This window comes from Pseudomonas sp. NFACC04-2 (assembly GCF_900119265.1).
Taxonomy (GTDB): domain Bacteria; phylum Pseudomonadota; class Gammaproteobacteria; order Pseudomonadales; family Pseudomonadaceae; genus Aquipseudomonas; species Aquipseudomonas fluorescens_AA.
Map to the genome: position 1 here is coordinate 122423 of NZ_FPJC01000003.1, position 21641 is coordinate 144063.

General features: G+C 60.4%; 17 protein-coding genes and 1 pseudogene. 8 read left to right on the forward strand and 10 right to left on the reverse strand.

The window, feature by feature from the left end:
- Positions 1-6: 6 nt before the first annotated feature.
- The 3 genes and pseudogenes from BT125_RS05130 (at position 7) to BT125_RS05140 (ending at position 3174) form a co-directional block, all read left to right on the forward strand.
- A complete protein-coding gene (locus tag BT125_RS05130; protein ID WP_072405478.1) occupies positions 7-1155 on the forward strand; it encodes a PQQ-dependent sugar dehydrogenase in 1149 nt (382 codons plus the stop codon).
- A 345-nt stretch (positions 1156-1500) separates the two neighbouring features.
- A pseudogene (ilvA, locus tag BT125_RS05135) lies at positions 1501-2499 on the forward strand (threonine ammonia-lyase, biosynthetic); the annotation flags it as partial.
- Between the two features lie 393 nt (positions 2500-2892).
- Entirely contained in the window at positions 2893-3174 is a 282-nt protein-coding gene (locus BT125_RS05140) for a DUF1652 domain-containing protein (protein ID WP_060742536.1), read from the forward strand.
- Between the two features lie 84 nt (positions 3175-3258).
- On the opposite strand, the gene BT125_RS05145 is transcribed toward BT125_RS05140, so the two are convergent.
- From BT125_RS05145 to BT125_RS05190, 10 genes are all read right to left on the reverse strand, one after another.
- Positions 3259-4197 carry a carbohydrate kinase family protein gene (locus BT125_RS05145; RefSeq protein ID WP_072405480.1) on the reverse strand — a complete coding sequence of 313 codons (939 nt, stop codon included), beginning with the start codon at positions 4195-4197 and terminating at the stop codon, positions 3259-3261.
- A 12-nt stretch (positions 4198-4209) separates the two neighbouring features.
- Positions 4210-5697, reverse strand: coding sequence for a xylulokinase (xylB, locus tag BT125_RS05150; RefSeq protein WP_072405481.1), 1488 nt, complete (start codon positions 5695-5697; stop codon positions 4210-4212).
- 206 nt (positions 5698-5903) lie between these two features.
- Positions 5904-7385: a mannitol dehydrogenase family protein gene (locus BT125_RS05155; protein ID WP_072405482.1), complete on the reverse strand. Its 1482-nt coding sequence runs from the start codon at positions 7383-7385 to the stop codon at positions 5904-5906.
- A 15-nt stretch (positions 7386-7400) separates the two neighbouring features.
- Positions 7401-8504 (reverse strand): ABC transporter ATP-binding protein, encoded by a 1104-nt coding sequence (locus BT125_RS05160; protein WP_060742532.1) that lies wholly within the window; start codon positions 8502-8504, stop codon positions 7401-7403.
- A gap of 39 nt (positions 8505-8543) precedes the next feature.
- A complete protein-coding gene (locus BT125_RS05165) occupies positions 8544-9374 on the reverse strand; it encodes a carbohydrate ABC transporter permease (protein ID WP_060742531.1) in 831 nt (276 codons plus the stop codon).
- 10 nt (positions 9375-9384) lie between these two features.
- On the reverse strand, positions 9385-10320 hold the full coding sequence (locus tag BT125_RS05170; protein ID WP_053184628.1) for a carbohydrate ABC transporter permease: 936 nt from the start codon (positions 10318-10320) through the stop codon (positions 9385-9387).
- A 150-nt stretch (positions 10321-10470) separates the two neighbouring features.
- Positions 10471-11781, reverse strand: a complete 1311-nt coding sequence (locus BT125_RS05175) for an ABC transporter substrate-binding protein (RefSeq protein WP_060742530.1) — start codon at positions 11779-11781, stop codon at positions 10471-10473.
- Positions 11782-12089: 308 nt separating this feature from the next.
- The gene (locus BT125_RS05180) at positions 12090-12995 is read right to left on the reverse strand and encodes an AraC family transcriptional regulator (protein ID WP_060742529.1); all 906 of its coding nucleotides are present in this window, start codon (positions 12993-12995) and stop codon (positions 12090-12092) included.
- Positions 12996-13065: 70 nt separating this feature from the next.
- Positions 13066-14349 carry a glycosyltransferase gene (locus BT125_RS05185; protein WP_072405483.1) on the reverse strand — a complete coding sequence of 428 codons (1284 nt, stop codon included), beginning with the start codon at positions 14347-14349 and terminating at the stop codon, positions 13066-13068.
- A 77-nt stretch (positions 14350-14426) separates the two neighbouring features.
- Positions 14427-14807, reverse strand: a complete 381-nt coding sequence (locus BT125_RS05190) for a response regulator (RefSeq protein ID WP_139271681.1) — start codon at positions 14805-14807, stop codon at positions 14427-14429.
- 251 nt (positions 14808-15058) lie between these two features.
- Here BT125_RS05190 and BT125_RS05195 point away from each other — a divergent pair, with 251 nt between their 5' ends.
- The 5 genes from BT125_RS05195 to BT125_RS05215 are packed head-to-tail and all read left to right on the forward strand — an operon-like array spanning position 15059 to position 21596.
- Entirely contained in the window at positions 15059-18541 is a 3483-nt protein-coding gene (locus BT125_RS05195) for a response regulator (RefSeq protein ID WP_072405485.1), read from the forward strand.
- On the forward strand, positions 18541-19356 hold the full coding sequence (locus BT125_RS05200) for a CheR family methyltransferase (RefSeq protein ID WP_072405486.1): 816 nt from the start codon (positions 18541-18543) through the stop codon (positions 19354-19356). The genes BT125_RS05195 and BT125_RS05200 overlap by 1 nt, the downstream gene beginning before the upstream one ends.
- The gene (locus BT125_RS05205; RefSeq protein ID WP_072405487.1) at positions 19353-19940 is read left to right on the forward strand and encodes a chemotaxis protein CheB; all 588 of its coding nucleotides are present in this window, start codon (positions 19353-19355) and stop codon (positions 19938-19940) included. The genes BT125_RS05200 and BT125_RS05205 overlap by 4 nt, the downstream gene beginning before the upstream one ends.
- Positions 19941-19945: 5 nt before the next feature.
- On the forward strand, positions 19946-21226 hold the full coding sequence (locus tag BT125_RS05210) for a hybrid sensor histidine kinase/response regulator (RefSeq protein WP_072405488.1): 1281 nt from the start codon (positions 19946-19948) through the stop codon (positions 21224-21226).
- Complete coding sequence (locus BT125_RS05215) at positions 21219-21596, forward strand: response regulator (protein ID WP_072405489.1); 378 nt, start codon at positions 21219-21221, stop codon at positions 21594-21596. Before BT125_RS05210 ends, BT125_RS05215 begins: the two co-directional genes overlap by 8 nt.
- Positions 21597-21641 lie beyond the last annotated feature (45 nt).

Here is a 21641-nt window from a genome sequence, read left to right on the forward strand (position 1 = left end):
ATGTGCATGTTGCGTAAAACACTCCTGGCCGCATTCTGCGCCAGTGCTGTCCTGACCCTTACCACCCCGGCCAGTGCCGCGCCCACCCAGTCATTCAAGAGCGAGGAGGGCACGCTGGAAGTGACCACCGTGGTCAAGGGCCTGGAGCACCCTTGGTCCGTTGCGTTCCTGCCTGGCCAACAGGGCATGTTGGTGACGGAGCGAGGGGGAAACTTGCGCGTGGTCAGCCCCGATGGCCAATTGTCCGCCCCCTTGAGCGGCGTGCCCGACGTGTGGGCCAAGGGCCAGGGCGGCCTGCTGGACGTGGTGCTGTCGCCGGACTTCAAGCAGGATCGCACCGTCTACCTGTCTTATGCCGAGGCGGGCGCAGACGGCAAGGCAGGTACCGCCGTGGGGCGGGGGCAACTGGCCGAAGACCTCAAGAGCCTGAAAAACTTCGACGTGGTCTTCCGCCAGCAACCCAAGCTGTCCACGGGCAACCACTTTGGCTCTCGACTGGTCTTCGACCGGGACGGTTATCTGTTCATTACCCTGGGGGAAAACAACGATCGGCCCACCGCCCAGGACCTCGACAAGCTGCAAGGCAAGGTGGTGCGCATCTATCCCGACGGCAAGGTCCCTGACGACAACCCCTTCGTCGGTCAGAAAGACGTGCGTCCCGAGATCTGGTCCTACGGCATGCGGAACCCCCAGGGCGCCGCCCTCAACCCCTGGAACGGCACTTTGTGGGAGAACGAGCACGGCCCGCGGGGCGGCGATGAATTGAACATCATCGAGCGCGGCAAGAACTACGGCTGGCCACTGGCGACCCATGGCATCAATTATTCCGGGGTTCCGATTCCTGAAGCCCAGGGCAAGTCCGTCGAAGGCGCCGTTGACCCCTATCATGTCTGGCAGGTCTCACCCGGTCTCAGCGGCATGGCGTTCTATGATCATGAACGCTTCAAGGCCTGGCAACACAACGTGTTCATCGGGGCCTTGGTGTCGGGGGAACTGATCCGCCTGCAATTGCAAGGCGACAAGGTCGTCCATGAAGAGCGCCTGTTGGGCGAGCTCAAGGTGCGCATCCGTGATGTTCGCCAGGGACCGGATGGGTATCTCTATGTGTTGACGGATGAGGACGACGGAGCGCTGTACAAAGTCGGCCTCAAATAATTGAAGAAAACTGTGGGAGCGAGCTTGCTCGCGATTGCTATGGGTCAGCTGACATTGATGCTGACTGATACTCCGCTATCGCGAGCAAACTCGCCCCCACAGGTAATGATGTTGTTCACTTAATGTCATTGCGGCGAATATCGGCTGGCACTTGATATTGCCCATTGACTTGCCGCCAACGCACCGCTAATTTCCAGGCATGAACTCAGCCGTATTGCTCAGCCAGCCAAGCATTATTACCGCCATTCCTTATTTGGCGGGCTAGCTGACGGCTGCACCGAACCCGCCCTCGAGGCGGGTTTTTTCTTTCTGTCTCCTGGGCTCCGAGCGAACCAGGAGATCGCCATGACCGTTGCCCACACGGAGCAAACCCTGCTTGAACACTATGTAAAGAAAATCCTCGCCGCGCCGGTCTACGAACTGGCCGTGCACACGCCACTGCAAGCGGCGCCCGCGCTGTCCGAGGCACTGGGCAACCGGGTCCTGCTCAAGCGCGAAGACCTGCAACCGACTTTTTCCTTCAAGATTCGCGGTGCCTATAACAAGCTCGTGAACCTGACCCCGGAGCAGCGGGCCCGAGGTGTCATCACTGCCTCAGCCGGCAATCACGCCCAGGGTGTCGCGCTGGCGGCACGGGAGTTGGGTATTTCGGCCAGCATCGTCATGCCCGTGACCACCCCGCAACTGAAAGTGCTGGGCGTGCGCAATCGCGGCGCCGAGGCGCTGCTGCACGGGGACAGTTTCCCGTTTGCCCTGGCCCACGCGCTGGAGTTGGCCGAGCAGACCGGGCGGGAGTTCGTCTCGCCATTCGACGACCCGGACGTGATTGCCGGCCAAGGCACCGTCGCCATGGAAATCCTGCGCCAGCATCCCGGCCGACTGGACGCGATTTTCGTTCCGGTCGGAGGCGGGGGGCTGATCGCCGGGATCGCGGCCTACGTCAAGTACCTGCGCCCGGAAATTCGCATCATTGGCGTCGAGTCGCAGCACTCTGCCTGTCTCCAGGCTGCGCTGATCGCCGGAGAGCGGGTGACCTTGTCCGAGGTGGGAACCTTCGCCGATGGCGTGGCCGTGGCGCAGATCGGCGTCCATGGCCTGGATATCTGCCGTTTCTGTGTCGATGAGGTGATGACCGTGACTAACGACCAACTGTGCGCCGCGATCAAGGACATCTATGACGACACCCGTTCGATCACCGAACCGTCAGGGGCCTTAGCGGTGGCGGGCATCAAGCAATACGTGGCGAACACAGGCGCGCGAGGCGAGACCTTGGTCGCGATCGATTCGGGTGCCAACATCAATTTCGACAGTTTGGGCCATGTGGCGGAGCGGGCGGCGGTGGGAGTTCTTTGAGTTTTTACGCTACGTCACACTTTTTTTTTACCAGGCGACGGATGCCCACTTTCTCCTGCGCAATAGGGGCTAATCTAGGTTGCGAACAGGATAAAAGTGATTGCAGTTTGCATGGAAAAAACAACCTTTCCATGCATATTGCACGAGCTCTCCGGCGCGGGACGAAGCTAAGCGCTTGATTCATAATCAATTCGGAAGGTTGTCAATACAGGCATATTTTTTGCGGGATGGTTCAGGAGTTCGCTTGAACGAACTCGTTAACTGAAAACGCCAAGAAAAGAACGAACGGCACGGTATCCAGAGTCCCAGTCCGCAGGGAAGAAAACGGACGAAAGTACCGCCGTCGTGAACATAAATTGGCCGCCTCAACAGGAGAGAGTCGCCATGTTTTTATCTGCCCTCGAAATGCGAAACATCATTGAAAGCAGCTTGCTGCCCAAGCGCTCGCAATGCACGTTGTCACCTGAGCTGACGATGACGATCAAGATCTTCGATGACCACAGGACCGACCATGTGGCCTTGCTCAAAACGAACATCGATGCCAGGAAACTCACCGGGTGCCGAGCCATCAACGACCTGATTGCCGAGTTGCGTACGGAGCTTGACCACAACCCTGCCGCAGGCAATCACTTTCATCAGCAACACCATCGAATGACCGGGCGCTGATTACGGCCTTGTCATTTTCCCTCTGACGCTCGGGTCCGGTGATGTCCGAACCCGGCGTCCAGCTTTTCAGCTATGACGCGCAAGTCAGGCCAGTTGCTGCCGATAGGGCAGGTCCGGCCCGGTTTTGCCGCACGTCAGTGCTGCGGCGCGAATGGCGAACTCAAGTATGGCGCTGACCTGCTCGCGGGTCAGTGTCTGCAGGCCCTCGATCGAATCCAATTGTTGTTCAGTCAGCCAGGCAATCAGCGCGGCCTGGAAGGTGTCGCCTGCACCCACGGTGTCGGCGATCTTCACCGGGCATGCTGGCAGCGACCATGTGCCGTGCTGGCGACTGAAGACGGCCGCCCCCTGGCCGCCACGGGTCAGGAAGACCAATTGGCAGCGGTGCTTCAGCCAACCTTCAATGACCGCCTGGGGCTCCACCCCTGGGTAGAGCAGGCCCAAGTCCTCGTCACTGACCTTGATCAGGTCGGCATATTGCACCAGTGTCGCGATCCGCGAACGCCATAGTTCGATATCCGGCTGCGGGTTAAGCCGCACGTTCGGGTCGAGACTGATCAGGCGCCGGCCGCTTTCCCGTTGCACCAGGGCCAGGAGCGTGTCGGCAATGGGCTGGACCACCAGCGAGAACGAGCCGACATGCAAACCACGCACTTCAGGGCCCAGCGCCGGTAGATGGGCCAGACCCAGTTGTCGGTCGGCACAGCCTTCGCCGCGAAAGCTGTAATGGGGCGAACCGTTGGCCCCTACGGCGACCATCGCCAGGGTGGTCGGTGCGTCGAAATCCAGCAGGTATCGGGTGCTGACACCTTCGTTGAGCAGCACCTGCTGCAAGCGACGGCCCAGATAGTCGGTGGACAATCCGGTAAACAGCGCCGATTCAATACCCAGGCGGCGCAACCCCACCGCCACGTTGAACGGCGAGCCACCGGCAATCGCCTTGTAGTTCACCTGGGAGGCAGGGCCATCCGCCTCGGTTTCACTGAAAAAATCAAACAGCGCTTCACCACACACCAGATACATAGTTGCCCGCTCTCAAAGGGTTGCGACGTGTTGTCGATAACGTTCATAAGCCTGCTGGGACGCCGTGACATGGGCGGCGATTGGCCGGGTTTCGCTGGCCGGGTCGAGCTTGACGCAGCGCTCGCACAGTTCGGAGAGGCTGCCTTGCGCGCCTGAATGGCACCACGCGGCCTGGATCGCCGCACCCAACGCAGCCGCTTCGCTTTGTTCGGTGCAAATGACCGTGGTGTCCATGATATCGGCGACGATCTGCCGCCACACCGGGCTCTTCGAACCGCCGCCGATCAGGCGAATGCTCTGGGCCTTGAGCCCGTTGGCCCGTAACAGGTCCAAGCCATAGCGCAAACCGAAGGTCGTGCCTTCGACCACGGCACGGCACAGGTTGGCCCGGGTCAGGTTGGTGGTGGTCAGGCCCAGCAGACTACCGCTGGCATGGGGCAGGGCAGGCACCCGCTCGCCGTTGAGGAACGGCAGCATGCAGACACCCTCGGCGCCAATCGGGGCCTGGACGACCAGGGCGTTGAAGGTGTCGATGTCCAGGTCCAGCAGCTCGCGAATCGCCCCGGTGGCATTGGTCAGGTTCATGGTGCAAATCAATGGCAGCCAGCCACCGCTGGAGGAGCAGAACGTCGCCACTGACGGTTGCGGGCTGACCGCGGGTTCGGCGGCATAGGCATAGACCGTGCCGGAGGAACCGAGACTCATGGTGATCACGCCGGGCTGGATGTTGCCGGTGCCGATGGCGCCCATCATGTTGTCGCCGCCACCGCTGGCCACCACCGCGTCAGGGTTGATGCCCAGGTGCGCGGCAATGGCTGGCAGGATGCGTCCGACGGGCTGATGGGCCTCGATCAGCTCCGGCAACGCCGCTTGCAAGCGTGCGCTGGGGTCGATGTGCTGCAGCAACTGCAGGTCCCATTGGCGGGTGCGCACGTTAAAATAGCCGGTCCCCGAGGCATCGCCATATTCGCTGCAATGGCGGCCGGTGAGCCAGTAGTTGAGGAAGTCGTGGGGCAGCAGGACGCTGGCGATGCGTTCGAATACCTGAGGATGCTGCTCCCGCGTCCAGAGCAGCTTGGAAACCGTGTAGCCCGGCGCGATCACCACGCCGAGGCGTTTGAGGCTGGCGTCTTCACCGCCCAGGTGCGCCAGGAGCCGATCGTTTTCCGGCGTCGTCTCGGTGTCGCACCACAGCTTGGCCGGGCGCAAGACCTGGCCCTGGTCGTCAAGCAGCACCAAGCCGTGCTGCTGGCCGGACACGCCGATGCCGAGGATCGCCTGGCCATCGACCCCGGCGGCCGCCAAGGCCTGATGAGTCGCCTGGGTAAATGCATCGAGCCATTGCTGGGTGTCTTGTTCACGACGACCGTTGGCCCCGCTGATCATGCTGTGGGCAGCGGCGCCCTGGCCGAGTACCTGGCCGCTGATCGCATCCAGGATCAGCGCCTTGGTGCCTTGGGTGCCACAGTCGATGCCCAGGAACAGTTGTTGGTTTGCCATAGAAATCCTTGGTCGTCAGATCAATATCCGCAGAAAATAGCCACTCGGTCAGCCAACACCTACCTGTGGCGAGGGAGCTTGCTCCCGCTGGGCTGCGAAGCAGCCCTAAAACCTGCCACTCGGTCTATCTGGTTCACCGTGTCGGCTGTCTGGGGGCCGCTGCGCAGCCCAGCGGGAGCAAGCTCCCTCGCCACAAAAGCGGACCGTTAGTCTGTGTCAGCCAATACCCGCTCAAGTGTTCGTGTTACCCCGTGCTCGCGCAAGCTGTTGCAGCACCATTCAAATGCTGCCACGAACTCCGGCGAGCGGGGGATCGCCGTGCCAAAGATTTCTTCCACGTCCAGCACCCGCTGGGTCACCAGCGCATCGTCAGCCACCAATGCCTGGCAGAACGCTGCCCGTGGGTCCGGGATAGAATACGTCACGCCGTTCTCGTCCACGCCCTTCAGGTACACGGCCCAGGCCGCCACGACCAGTGCCGCACGGCGGGTTTCGCCGCCGTCGGCAATCAAGCGGTTGATGGTCGGGACGGTGAATTTTGGAAACTTCGACGAGCCGTCCGAACAGACCCGTTCCAACTGGTCGGCAATCGCCTGGTTGGAAAAGCGTTCCACCAGGGTGTTCTTGTAGTCGGTCAGGTCGATGCCCGGTACTGGTGCCAGTTGCGGCGTCACGTCCAGGTCCATGTAGGCGCGCATGTAACGCACGAACAGCGGATCATTCATGGTCTCGTGGACAAAGCGATAGCCCTTGAGAAAGCCCAGGTAGGTCAACGCCAGGTGGCTGCCGTTGAGCAACTTGATTTTCATCTCTTCATAGGGAGAAACGTCATCGGTAAACTGCACGCCGACCTTTTCCCAGGCCGGGCGACCGTTGACGAATTTGTCTTCCAGCACCCATTGCACAAACGGTTCGCAGACCACCGGCCAAGCGTCATCGATGCCATGTTCGTCATGCAGTTGCAGGCGATGGGCCACGCTGGTCATGGGCGTGATGCGATCGACCATGGCGTTGGGGAAGCTGACGTTGCGGTCGATCCACTGCCCCAGTTCCGCGTCGCGCAACTGGGCGAAGGCCAGCAACGCCTTGCGGGTCACGGCGCCGTTGTGGGGCAGGTTATCGCAAGACATCAATGTGAACGCCGGGATGCTGGCCGCGCGACGCTTGGCCAGCGCAGCGCAGAGGAAGCCGAAGACGGTTTTCGGTGCCTCCGGGTGGGCCAAGTCGTGCTGGATCTGCGGCAGGTGGGCCATGAATTCGCCATTGCTGTCGTCGATGCAATAGCCACCTTCGGTAATGGTCAGCGAAACAATGCGGATCTGCGGATCGGCCAGCTTGTCGATCAGCGCCTGGGCGCCGTCTTCGGCCAGCAACATGTCATTGATCGCGCCAATCACCCGGACTTCGGTGTCATCGGTGTCGCCCAGTTCGTACAGGGTGAACAGGTAATCCTGGCTGGCCAGGTCATCCCGGGCACGGCGATCCTCGGCCCGCAGGCCCACGCCGCAGATGGCCCAATCCAGGTCGGCGCCGGTGTTCATCAGCGCATCGGTGTAGTAGGCCTGGTGAGCCCGGTGGAAACCACCGACACCGATATGGGCGATGCCCTGGCGGATGTCGCCCAAGGGGTAGGCGGGCAGGGCTACGTCAGGGTTGAGGTTGTGCAGGTTTTGTCGGTTGAGTTTCATCGCAATTCTCGGCAATCAGGCGGCGGCGCGCAGCGCGCGGCTCACCGCCACGCCCTCGGCATCGAATAGGTGGCAGTGTTCGGCGTCCAGGTGCAGGTTCAGTTGCTCGCCGAAACGGCTCGCCAGGTCGCCGCGGACCCGCATGGTCAAGGCTTCGCCGGATGTCGTGACGACGTGACAGAAGGTGTCGCTGCCCAGGCGCTCGCTGACGTCGGCGGTGACTTGCAATGTGCAATCGCCGGGTTGCGCCAGGTTCAGGTGTTCCGGACGAATCCCCAGGGTCACCGCGCCGCCGACACTCAGGTTGGCACCGCTGCGCGGCAGGTTGATGCGCGTGCCGGCGTCCAGCAGCACCTCACAGCCCTGGCTGTCCAGGGCGGTGACCTTGCCTTTGAGGAAGCCCATTTTCGGTGTGCCGAGGAACCCGGCGACAAACAGGTTGGCTGGCTGGTGATACAGCTCTAGCGGCGAGCCGACCTGTTCGATGCGTCCGCCATTAAGCACCACCACCTTGTCGGCCAGGGTCATGGCTTCGACCTGGTCGTGAGTCACGTAGATCATGGTCGCCTGCAGCTCTTTGTGCAGGCGTGCCAGTTCCAGGCGCATCTGCACCCGCAGGGCGGCGTCGAGGTTGGACAGCGGTTCGTCGAACAGAAAGATTTTCGGATTGCGCACGATGGCCCGGCCGATCGCCACGCGCTGGCGCTGGCCGCCGGACAGTTGCTTGGGCTTGCGCTCAAGCATCGGCCCCAGTTCGAGAATGCGCGCCGCTTCGTTGACCTTCTTCTCGACTTCGGCCTTGGGCACACCGGCCAGGTCGAGGGCGAAGGACATGTTCTTGCGCACGCTCATGTGCGGATACAAGGCGTAGGTCTGGAACACCATGGCCAGGTCGCGCTTGGCCGGGCTGACTTCGGTAATGTCCCGGCCGTCCAGTTCGATGGTGCCGTCGCTGACCTCTTCCAGCCCGGCGATCAGCCGCAGCAGCGTGGATTTGCCACAGCCCGACGGGCCGACGAAGACCACGAACTCGCGGTCGTTCACCTCAAGGTCGATGCCCTTGATGATGGAGAAGCCTTCGAAACCCTTTTGCAAATTCTTGATTTTCAGGTTGGCCATGATGATGGGCCTCCGCTTCTGATAATGGTGTAGGGCGCGTTACTTCACCGCGCCGAAGGACAAACCGCGCACTAGCTGTTTCTGGCTGATCCAGCCAAAGATCAGGATCGGTGCGCAAGCCAGGGTCGAGACGGCCGACAATTTGGCCCAGAACAAACCTTCCGGGCTGGAGTAGGAAGCGATCAACGCCGTCAGGGGCGCGGCCTTGGAGGAGGTGAGGTTCAGCGACCAGAACGCCTCGTTCCAGCACAGGATCAGCGACAGCAGCACGGTGGACGCCAGGCCGCCCTTGGCGATCGGCAGCAGCACGCGGACCATTTCCTGCCAGAGCGTGGCGCCATCCAGGCGCGCGGCCTCGAGGATGTCTCGAGGAATGTCCTTGAAGTAGGTGTAAATCATCCAGACCACGATGGGCAGGTTGATCAGCGTGTAGATGATGATCAACGCGATACGCGTGTCCAGCAGGCCGAATTGCTTGGCCAGCAGGTAGATCGGCATCAGCACGCCCACCGGTGGCAGCATTTTGGTGGAGAGCATCCACAACAACGTGCCTTTGGTGCGTTGGGTTTCATAGAACGCCATGGAGTAGGCCGCCGGTACCGCGATCAGCAGGCACAGGGCGGTGGCGCTGAAGGAAATCACCACTGAGTTCCAGGCGAAGCTGAAGTAATTGCTGCGCTCGTTGATGTGTAGGTAGTTCTCCAGGGTCGGGGTGAAGATGAACTGCGGCGGCGTGGCGAACGCATCGATTTCAGTCTTGAAGCTGGTCAGCACCATCCAGAAGATCGGAAAGAAGATCAGGATCGCGATGGCCCAGGCCAGCGTGCCCAGCAGCAGGCTTTGCAGGCGACGGGATTGTTGAAGAGTCATGGCGACGGCCTCAATGCTTGTCGGTGAGGTTTTTGCCGATCATCCGGACGAGGATGATGGCGGCGATGTTGGCAATGACCACGGCAATCAGGCCACCGGCCGAAGCCATGCCGACGTCGAACTGCACCAGCGCCTGGTTGTAGATCAGGTAGGCAAGGTTGGTGGAGGCATAGCCAGGGCCACCGTTGGTGGTGGTGAAGATCTCGGCGAACACCGACAGCAGGAAGATGGTTTCGATCATCAGCACCACGGCAATCGGGCGGGCCAGGTGCGGCAGGGTCAGGTGCCAGAAAATCGCAATGGGGCCGGCACCGTCCAGGCGAGCGGCTTCTTTCTGTTCCTGGTCCAGCGACTGCATGGCGGTCATCAGGATCAGAATCGCAAAGGGCAGCCATTGCCAGCTCACGATGATGATGATCGACAGCAACGGGTAATGGGCCAGCCAGTCCACCGGCTGGGCGCCGAACAGTTTCCACACCGAGGCGAGGATGCCCGAGACCGGGTGGAAGATCAGGTTCTTCCAGATCAGCGCACCGACGGTGGGCATGATGAAGAACGGCGAGATCAGCAGCACACGGACGATGCCGCGACCGAAAAACTCACTGGCCTCCAGTAGCGCGCTGATCAATACCCCGAGGACGATACTGATCAACAGCACGCTGCCCACCAGCAACAAGGTATTGGTGGCACCGGGCATGAAACCCGAGTCGGTCAGGAAATAGGTGAAGTTCTCCAGCCCGACGAATTCGTTTTCGCCGGGGTAGAGCAGGTTGTAGCGGATCATCGAGAAGTAGACGGTCATGCCCAGCGGCACGATCATCCACAGCAGCAACAAGGCCACCGAAGGGCTGACCAGGAACCAGCCGGGATTGGCCAGGCGGATCTTGCGCGCCGGCGGCGGAGCAATCTCGATGGGGGCTTTGGCGGTTGTAGTTGAGCTATTCATGGCATTGAACCGATTTTGTGCAGGCCTACAAAAATTCCCTGTGGGAGCGGGCTTGCTCGCGAATAGGGCAGCACATTCAACATCAATGTGACTGACAGATCGCTTTCGCGAGCAAGCCCGCTCCCACAAAAGACAGAGCGGCGGCGCGGGTTACTTGGGATACCCAGCGCGTTTCATCTCGCGTTCGGTGGTGGACTGCGCGGCGGTCAACGCCTGGTCCACGGTCTGCTGGCCGGTCAGCGCGCCCGAAAAGAATTTGCCCACCTGGGTGCCGATGGCCTGGAATTCGGGAATGGTCACCAGCTGGATGCCGATGTAGGGCACAGGTTTGAGGGTTGGCGCTTTCGGATCGGCGACTTTCAACGATTCCAGGGTCACCTTGGCAAATGGCGCGGCCTTCATGTACTCGTCGCTGTAGGTCGAGGTGCGGGTACCTGGTGGCACGTTGGCAATGCCGTCGGTCTTGGCGACCAATTGGCTGTACTCCTTGGACGTCGCCCAAGTGGTAAAGACCGTGGCGGCTTCCTTGGCTTTGGAGCTGGTCGGGATGGCCAGCGACCAGGAGTACATCCACGAGGTGCCTTTGTCGGTTTTTTCGTGGGGGGCGAAGGTGAAACCAACGTGATCGGACACCTTGCTCTGGGTCTTGTCGGTGACGAACGAGCCGGCGACGCTGGCATCCACCCAGATCGCGCATTTGCCGCTGTTGAACAGCGCCAGGTTTTCGTTGAAACCGTTGCTGGAGGCGCCCGGCGGGCCGGATTTCTTCATGTTGTCGACATAGAAGTTGAGTGCGTCTTTCCACTCGGGGCCATTGAATTGCGGCTGCCACTTCTCATCGAACCAGCGTGCGCCATAACCGTTGGCCAGGGTGGTAATGAGCGCCATGTTCTCGCCCCAACCAGCCTTGCCCCGCAGGCACAGGCCATATTGCTCCTTGGATTTGTCGGTGAGTTTTTCCGCGAACTCACCGATCTGGGTCCAGGTCGGGTGTTCGGGCATGGTCAGCCCGGCGTTCTTGAACAGGTCCGTGCGGTAATAGGTGATCGAGCTTTCGGCATAGAACGGCAGAGCGTACAGCGACCCTTTGACCGACAAACCATCGCGCACGGAAGGGAAAACGTCGTCCAGGTCGTAGGAGGCCGGCAAATCCTTCATCGGCTCCAGCCAGCCCTTGGCGCCCCAGAGTGCAGCTTCGTACATGCCAATGGTCAGCACGTCGAACTGTCCGCCTTGGGTGGCGATGTCGGTGGTCAGGCGCTGGCGCAGGACATTTTCTTCGAGCACCACCCAGTTCAGCTTGATGTCCGGGTGCTCGGCCTCGAAGGTTTTCGAGAGCTTTTGCATGCGGATCATGTCGCTGTTGTTGACGGTGGCAATGGTGAGGGTCTGTGCGCCGAAGCTGACGCTACTGAGGGTCATGCAGGTGGAGACAAGCAGAGCTTTTACCGAAGGTTTCATCGCGCACTCCTTTTCCGCGCCCAGAAGGCTGCAGAAGGACAGTTATTGTTTTTGTGTCTTCCGGATGAAGGGAAGAATGTGCGCTGATTACAGCCTTCAATGGACGGTGTGACAAATCATCCGTCGCACTTGTGCTGATACTTTTTTGCACTTAAGAAAATTTCTGGTAGAGAATTTCATCTGTGGTGAGGGGATTTACCCCCGCTGGGCTGCGAAGCAGCCCCAAAAATGTATCTACCATGGAGGCGGATCAGAAAACCCAGGGGGCCGCTTCGCGCCCCAGCGGGGATAATCCCCTCGCCACAGGGTCAGCCCTGGTTCTGCTCGGTCAATCGCTGCACCGCCAGCCGCCGGTAGTGGGAAGGCGTCATGCCCTTGAGCTGCTGGAAACGCCGGTTGAAATTGGAGATGTTGTTGAAACCGGATTCAAAACACACGTCCGTAACCGGTTTGTCGCCGTCGGCCAGCAATTCGCAGGATTTGCTGATGCGCAGGCGATTGACGAATTCGATGAAGCAGCGGCCAGTGGCCTGTTTGAACACCCGGCTGAAGTAAGTGGGTTTCATGCCCAGGTGTTCGGCGACTTCTTCCAGGGGCAGCTCCCGGGCGTAATGGGCAAAGATATAGTCCACCGCGCGGTTGGTGCGGTCGATACTGTGTTCGTCCGCCGTTTGCGGGGCGGTCGCGCCGGACAACAATTGGTAGTCATCCGTGGCGGCCAGCAGCTCCATCAGAATGAAAAAATGCCCCAGGCGGCTCATGCCCTGGGAGTCGGCGATGCGCTGCATCAGGCTCATGGCCTGGCGGATGGTGCGCTTGCAACGGAACTCGATACCGTATTGGGCGCGTTCGAGCAGCGGTGCGACCGTCTTGAGTTCGGCGAATACCTGGTGGCCGCTTTCGAACAACTCGTCGGTGAAGTTCACCAACATGTCGCGCTTGGGCACCACTTCGTCCTCGGCCACCTGGCTGATCCAGTTGTGGGGCAGGTTGGGGCCGGTGAGAAACAGCGACTGGGGGTAGAAGTTGCCGATGTAGTCGCCAATGAACACCTTGCCGGAACTGGCGACGATCAAGTGCAGCTCGTATTCCTTGTGGAAATGCCAGCGCACCAGCGGGCAGGGAAAGCCGTGCTGGCGGTAGATGATGGACAGCCCGTTATGGTCGTCCATCAACTCGTAGGAGGGGTCGGTGACTCTGGCTGTTCGGGTCATGGGCCTGGCGCTTTTATTGTTATCGCCACTGGATAATGCCCCCTTCGCCAGGCAGGTGCCACCCTGACGTCTAACCGTCGCGGTTTTTTTCCTCGATCCACTGGGACATGTATTGGGTGCTTTTGTGCTGGTGGTGACGCAGCATGCTGCCGGTGAAATTGTCTCGGCGTCGTTGTGCCAGGTCCGCTCGGCAAGCGTTGATGCTGTCGATCAGCGCCGGCCCATGCACCTGTTGCCGGTATCGGCTCGCCAGCAGCTCCAGGCCTGTGTGCTGGGCCTGAGTCCAGCGCGCCTGGTCGCTATACAACTGCACCGCCGCGTCGGCGATGCCTTCGGCGCTCTGGGCAATCGACCCGGGCCAGGGCATGTCGCCGTGCATGGCTTCGGCTCCCATGGGCGTGGTGACGTTGGGGGTACCGCAGAGCATGGCGTCGATCAGCTTGCCCTTGATCCCGGCGCCGAAACGCAACGGCGCCAGGCAGATGCGTGCCGCCGACATGACCTGCAAGGCGTCCTCGGCCCAGTTCATGATGTGAAAGCCCTGGGCCGGATTGTGCAGCGCGGCGGCCTTGGGCGGGGTATAGGCGCCGTACAGGTGCAGTTGTGCGCCGGGCAATTGCTGGCGGATCAGCGGCCAGATGGCGTTTTTCATCCAGAGCACGGCGTCCCAGTTCGGCGCGTGGCGAAAGTTGCCGATACTCAGGAAATGCGCCCGGTCCTCGAACGGTACCGACGGTTCACTGGGCAGGTCCAGCATCAATGGGCACCAGTGCAGCAGGTTGCGAGGCAGCTTGAAGTGCTCCACCAAGAGTTCGATTTCAACCTCGGACACCATCAGGTTGAGGTCGCAGCGGTACAGGGCGGCGATTTCTCGCTTGGCCAGATCGGTGTCGGCCATCCGTTGGAACTCCTCGCCCAGGGCCGGGGCGAAGAGATCGCTGAAGTCCTCGCTCGCCTCATCGCGCTTCAGGCGCTCCTTCAGACGTTGATGCCGGGCGTGACGCAGGCTTTGCAGATCGGAGGTCTCCAGCACCCGCAGGGCGCCGGGGCAGTGCTTTTCGACACGCCAGCCGAACTGTTCTTCCATCATGAACTGGTCGAACAGCACGATGTCCGGCGCAAGTGTATGGATGAACGCGTCGAAGCTGCTGTTATTGAGTTCGATGGGCACTTCGCGGATACCCAGCGCGACCAAGTCGGCGCGCTGCTCGCCCGGGCCGGCCGGGCTGCTGAAGGTGATGTCCCAGCCTTGGCCGAGGAAGGTGTCAAGGATCTGCATGACGTGCCCACTGGCCGCCGATGAGCGCGGCTCGGGCCAGACATAGCCGATAACCAGGACTTTGGTGGCAGTCATGAGCAAGGGGTTCCTCGGAGCGAATCAGGCGCTATCGGCGCGCGGGGCGCCGATAGTGACCAAGAATGCGATCCGGCTCAAGCAAGAATGCTTTTGACCTTGTCCCGCAATTGATCGATGGAGAAGGGTTTGCCGATCACCGACATGCCTTCAGGCACGTCGATGCTTTCGGCATATCCGCTGGCAAACAGCACCGGCAGTTGTGGCCGCTCGAGTCGAGCCTGCTTGGCCAGTTCGCGTCCGTCCATTACCGGCAGGCCGACGTCGGTCATCATCAAGGCGATGTCCTGTTGTTGGTCACGCAAAAAACTCAGCGCCTGCTCACAGCCGTCCGCCTCCAGCACCTGGTACTCCAGTTCCTCCAGCACGTCGACGATCAACATCCGCACGATGTCATCGTCTTCGACTACCAGGATGGTGGGCTGGGTGGTGGCTGGGGTGGTGGGCATAGTCGACATTCTCGAAAGATGGGAGCGGGAGGGGCACGAAAAAAATGGCCTCATTCATGAGTAAGTGCCAAGGCGGCACAAGTTCCCTGGGTTGTACAAGAAAGGATCTATAGTACAAGAGCTGACAAGGATAGTCGCTTCCCTGCTATAAGACGGATTGTCGTGGGATTTGTCTCCTTGACTTGTCAGAAAATGTGGATCCAGGCGCGGTTTTTCGGGCAAACTCCACCGATTTCAACTGTCCACCAAGGCCCCTTTCCATGACTCCTTCGTCTTCGGTCGACGAGCAAAGTTTTCGCAAGCTCCTGAGCCGCAATATCAGCCTGCCGTTGGGCATAGGCGCCCTCAGCGCGGTATTTTTCGTCATCCTTATCACGTACCTGCTGTCGGTGATCCAATGGGTCGGCCATACCGACAGGGTGATCAATAACGCCAACGAAGCGCTCAAGCTGAGCGTGGACTTGGAAACCGGTATGCGCGGCTACCTGTTGAGTGGTGACGAGCACTTCCTCGACCCCTATGAAGTGGCCAAACCGCGGATTGCCGTGGCGTTGGACACATTGCTGGAATTGACAGCCGATAACCCCGTCCAGACCGACCGCCTGCACAAGATCCAAGCACTCCAGACGGAGTGGGCCAATTACGCTCAAAGCATGATCGACCTGCAACGCAGCAGCGGCGATTACCGGGGCGCGGTGAAGGCCGGGCGCGGTAAGCGCCTGACCGACGAAATTCGTCAGTCCTTCGAAGAGGTCGTCGAGACCGAGCAACAATTGCGTGCAGCGCGCAACCAGGATGTGCGCACCACCACCGTCTGGAGCATTGCCCTTTACCTGTTGTTCGTCGCAGCGGTCAGTGGGCTCCTGGCCTATGTCGGTCGCCGGGATCTGTTGAACCTGTCCGAAAGCTACAGTGCCAGCCTGAAAGTCCAGCAACGCAGCGCTTTGCACTTGGAAAAACAGGCCTGGCTGCGAAGCGGCCAGACGCAACTGGCCGAGCAGGTCCTGGGGCAATTGTCGCTGAACCTGTTGGGCCGCAATATCCTGCAGTTCTGTGCGAAGTACCTGGGTGTCGCTGTCGCTGCGCTTTATGCGCGAGAAGAAAGTGGCGTCCTCAGGCGTGTCGCCACCTACGGGCTCTCCCGGGAGGATGAAGAACAACAGCAAGTGATCGTCGCCGGCGAAGGCATCGCTGGTCAGGCCGTGCAGCAGGGGCGCCTTATCCGTCTGGACGATGTACCGGACGATTATCTGAAAGTCAGCTCCGGATTGGGGCAAGGTCTGCCCAACAGCGTGCTGGTAGTGCCCACCAGTGACGATGACCGGATCAACGGTGTCATTGAGCTGGGATTCCTGCGGCCATTGACCGAGCGTGACATCGAGTTGCTGGAACTGATCGCCGGTAATATCGGCACTTCCATCGAAGCCGCCCGTTATCGCCAGCGTCTGCAGGAAGTACTGGCCGAAACCCAGCAGTTGAACGAAGAGCTGCAAGTCCAGCAGGAAGAACTCAAGACCGCCAACGAAGAGTTGGAAGAACAGTCGCGTATCCTCAAGGAGTCCCAGGCCCACTTGGAAGCCCAGCAACAGGAACTGGAGCAGACCAACGAGCAATTGGCCGAGCAGCGTGACGCCATGGACCAGAAGAACAGCGAGTTGAACCTGGCCCAGATCCAGTTGCAGGAGCGCGCCGAAGAGCTGCAGCGTTCGAGCAAGTACAAGTCCGAGTTCCTGGCCAATATGTCCCACGAGTTGCGCACGCCGCTCAACAGCTCGCTGATCCTGTCCAAGCTGCTGGCGGAGAACCCGCAGCACAACCTCAGCGAGGAGCAGGTCAAGTTTGCCGAGTCGATCTACTCCGCCGGCAACGACCTGCTGAACCTGATCAACGACATTCTTGACATTTCCAAGGTCGAGGCCGGAAAGCTGGAAGTGCGTCCGGAAAACACCAGCGTGCAGCGTCTGGTGGAAGGGCTGCAGGATATGTTCAAGCCGTTGGCTGCCGACAAGGGCCTGAATTTCGAGGTCCAGGTGCTGCCCGATGCGCCGGCGATGCTCTACACCGACCGCCAGCGTCTGGAGCAGGTGATCAAGAACCTGCTGTCCAACGCCGTGAAATTCACTGAGCAAGGTTCCGTCAGCCTGTCCGTGGCCGGTCAGCCAGGCTCGGGTATCGCGTTCATGGTGCGGGACTCCGGGATCGGCATCGCCGCCGATCAACAGCAAAGCATTTTCGAAGCGTTCCGCCAGGCCGATGGCACCACCAACCGTCGCTACGGCGGCACCGGCCTGGGGTTGTCGATTTCCCGGGACCTGGCCATGTTGCTGGGCGGCTCGATTTCGGTCTCCAGCGAGCCGGGGCAGGGCAGTGTGTTTACGCTGGTATTGCCTGAGCGTTATGTCGAGCCCGGTGACACGCCGATAGCGCCGATGACCTTCACCCCGACGGCCACCGCGCCGGCGCCTGTCGCGCCCCAAGCCGCGCCGGCGCCGCTGATAGCCGATGTGGACACGCCGATTGCCCGGTTCGCCGACGACCGCGACAAGGCGCCGTTCGACACCCGGTGCATCCTGGTGATCGAAGACGAGCCCAAGTTCGCCCGGATTCTATTCGACCTGGCCCACGAGCTCGGTTACCAGTGCCTGGTGGCCCACGGCGCCGACGAAGGTTTCGACCTGGCTTTGCAACTGGCTCCCGACGCGATCCTGCTGGACATGCGCCTGCCAGACCATTCCGGGCTGACGGTGTTGCAGCGTCTCAAGGAGCAGGCCGAAACCCGGCACATCCCGGTGCACGTGATTTCCGTCGAAGACCGTGTCGAAGCCGCCATGCACATGGGCGCCATCGGTTATGCCGTCAAGCCGACGACCCGTGAAGAACTCAAGGAAGTGTTCGCCCGCCTGGAGGCCAAGCTGACCCAGAAGGTCAAGCGGGTGCTGCTGGTGGAAGACGATGATCTGCAACGCGACAGTATTACCCGCCTGATCGGCGACGATGACATTGAGATCACCGCCGTTGGCTTGGCCCAGCAGGCCCTGGATCTGCTGCGGACCAATGTCTACGACTGCATGATCATCGACCTCAAGTTGCCGGACATGCTCGGCAATGACCTGCTCAAGCGCATGTCCAGCGAGGATATCTGTTCCTTCCCGCCGGTGATCGTCTATACCGGGCGCAACCTGACACGGGACGAAGAAGCCGAACTGCGCAAGTACTCACGCTCGATCATCATCAAGGGCGCCCGTTCGCCAGAGCGCTTGCTGGACGAGGTGACACTCTTTCTGCACAAAGTCGAATCCCGGTTGTCCCATGAACGACAGCGGATGCTCAAGACCGCCCGCAGCCGCGACAAGGTGTTCGAAGGCCGCAAGGTGCTATTGGTGGACGACGATGTGCGCAACATCTTTGCCCTGACCAGCGCCCTGGAGGCGAAGGGGGCGATCGTGGTCATCGGCCGCAATGGCTTGGAAGCGATCGATCGCCTGAATGAATTCGACGACATCGACCTGGTGCTGATGGATGTGATGATGCCGGAGATGGACGGTTTCGAAGCCACCACGCTGATCCGCAAGGACCCGCGCTGGCGCAAGCTGCCTATCATCGCCGTGACGGCCAAGGCCATGAAGGACGATCAGGAACGCTGCCTGGCGGCGGGTTCCAATGACTACCTGGCCAAGCCGATCGATCTGGATCGTCTGTTCTCGCTGATTCGCGTGTGGTTGCCGAATATGGAAAGAATTTAGTGGAACGTGACACTGACATTGAACTTCGTTTGTTGATCGAAGCGATTTACCTCAAGTACAGCTACGATTTTCGCGATTATTCCGGCGCCTCCATCAAGCGCCGGGTCCACCATGCGTTGAGCCAGTTCGAGTGCAAGACCATCTCGGCCTTGCAGGAGCGCGTGCTGCACGACCCGGGTGCATTCATGCAGTTGCTGCAGCTGCTGACGATCCCCGTCAGCGAAATGTTTCGCGACCCCTCGCATTTCCTGGCGATCCGCGAGGAAGTCGTGCCGCTGCTCAGGACGTACCCTTCGATCAAGATCTGGATCGCCGGTTGCAGCACGGGAGAAGAGGTCTACTCCATGGCGATCCTGCTGCGAGAAGAAGGCCTGCTGGACCGCACATTGATCTACGCCACCGATATCAACCCGCGTTCGTTGGAAAAAGCCAAGCAGGGCATTTTCTCCCTGGAAAACGTGCGCACCTATACGCAGAACTACCAGAACGCTGGAGGACGGCGATCATTTGCCGAGTACTACACCGCCGCCTACGATTATGCGATGTTCGATAAAAGCCTGTGCGAGAACGTGACCTTTGCCGATCACAGCCTGGCGACCGACAGTGTTTTTTCAGAAACTCAATTAATTTCATGTCGCAACGTATTGATATATTTCAATAAAAAGCTGCAAGATCGTGCGTTTGGACTGTTCCATGAGTCCCTTTGTCACCGTGGTTTCCTGGTATTGGGCAGTAAGGAGACATTGGATTTTTCGGCTTACGGTCATCGATTCGAGCCGTTGGTCAAACAGGAACGGATCTATCGCAAGTTATGAACCAGACGAAGGACAAATCCAACCCGCCCATCGAGGCCATTGTCGTCGGTGCATCGGCTGGCGGCGTCGAAGCATTGCTCAGGGTATTCGGACACCTGCGCAAAGGTTTCGGCTTGCCCATCCTGGTGGTACTGCATTTGCCGGATGAGCGCGATAGCCAACTGGCCTCCGTGCTCGGCCATCGCTTGGCGGTGCCGGTGGAGGAGGCCAGGGATAAACAGGACATTGCGCCGGGTACCTTGTATGTCGCCACGCCCGGCTATCACTTGTCGGTCGAGGCCGACCGTTGCCTGTCGTTGAGCCTGGAAGAGCCTGTACATCATTCGCGACCGTCCATCGACGTGCTGTTCGAGTCGGCCGCCGATGTCTACGGCGAGAAATTGCTGGCCGTGGTAATGACCGGCGCCAATGGCGATGGCGCTCGGGGCCTGGCGAGAGTCAGGGCGCTGGGCGGGATCACCGTGGTCCAAGACCCCGCTGAAGCCCAGGTCGCGACCATGCCCGAAGCGGCGCTGGCCCTGCATGAGCCTGACCATATCCTTACTTTGCAAGGCATCGGCCAATTGCTGGCCGGGCTGGAATGAACCACATGCCAAGAGATATTCAAGCCAAACTGCTGATCGTCGACGATCTGCCTGAGAATCTGTTGGCCCTGGAAGCGCTGATCAGGGGGCCCGACCGCGAGGTCTTCAAGGCCCTGTCGGCGGACGAAGCACTGTCCCTGCTGCTGCAACACGACTTTGCCCTGGCCATCATCGATGTGCAGATGCCCGAGATGAACGGTTTCGGGCTGGCCGAGCTGATGCGCGGCACCGAGAAGACCCGCAGCATCCCGATCATTTTCGTCAGCGCCGCCGGTCGCGAGCGCAACTATGCCTTTACCGGTTATGAAAACGGCGCGGTGGACTTCCTGCACAAGCCGCTGGACACCCAGGCCGTCAAGAGCAAGGTCAATGTGTTCGTCGAGCTGTATCGCCAGCGAAAGGCCATGAAGGAGCAAGTCGTGGCCCTCGAGCAGAGCCGACGGGAGCAGGAGGTCCTGCTGCAGCAACTGGAGGCCACCCGCGGCGAGCTGGAGCAGGCGGTGCGCATGCGTGACGACTTCATGTCCATTGTCGCCCACGAGGTGCGCACCCCCCTCAATGGCCTGATTCTCGAGACCCAACTGCGCAAGATGCACCTGGCCCGGGACAATGCCGCGGCCTTCAGCCTGGACAAGGTGCGAGCGATGGTCGAGCGCGACGAGCGCCAGATCAAGAGCCTGATCCGGCTGATCGAGGACATGCTGGATGTATCGCGGATTCGTACCGGCAAGCTGTCGATCCGTCCGACCCGCTTCAATTTGACGGCACTGGTGGAAAACCTGCTGCGCAACTTCCAGCCGCAGATTGCTATCGCCGAGTGCTCATTGACCTGCATGGCCGAGCCGGCGGTGGAGGGACTGTGGGATGAGTTTCGCATCGAACAAGTGGTGTCGAACCTGTTGACCAATGCGCTGCGCTACGGTGGCAAGAGCCCGATCGAAGTGCGCGTCTACAAGACGCCCGAGCATGCCTGCATCGAGGTCCGGGACCACGGCATCGGCATCAGCGAGGAGAACCAGAAGCGTATATTCCAGCAGTTCGAGCGCGTATCGTCCAAGGCGGCCGCTTCAGGCCTGGGGTTGGGGCTGTTCATTTCCGAGCAGATTGTCACGGCCCATGGCGGGACGATCACGGTCGACAGTCGTCTCAATGAAGGGGCGTTGTTTCGTGTGTGCCTGCCCTTGCAGAAAACTGTCTTGGACAAAACCGCCGAACAGACGCAACCTCTGAGAGACCCTAAGGTCGTATCAGCAGCTATTGATCGAACAAAGGCTTCTCATGAGTGAAGATGCGCAAGATGTTGTATTGATCGTCGAGGATGACCCGTCGATCCTGATGGTGCTGTCGGCCTACCTGTCGGGCGAGGGATACCGGGTGTTGCAGGCCGAAAACGGTGACCAGGCGTTCGAGATCCTGGCGAGCAAGCCGCATCTGGACATGATGATTACCGACTTCCGCCTGCCGGGCGGTATTTCCGGCGTGCAGATCGCCGAGCCTGCGGTCAAGTTGCGCCCCGAACTGAAGGTCATCTTCATCAGTGGCTACGCGCAGGAAGTGCGCGACACCGATAGCCCCATTACCCGCAAGGCCCCGATCCTGGATAAACCGTTCGACCTGGATGAGTTGCAGGCAATCATGCAAAAAATGTTGTCGTAAACCTGTAGGTGCATGGTGGATCTGTGGCGAGGGGATTTATCCCCG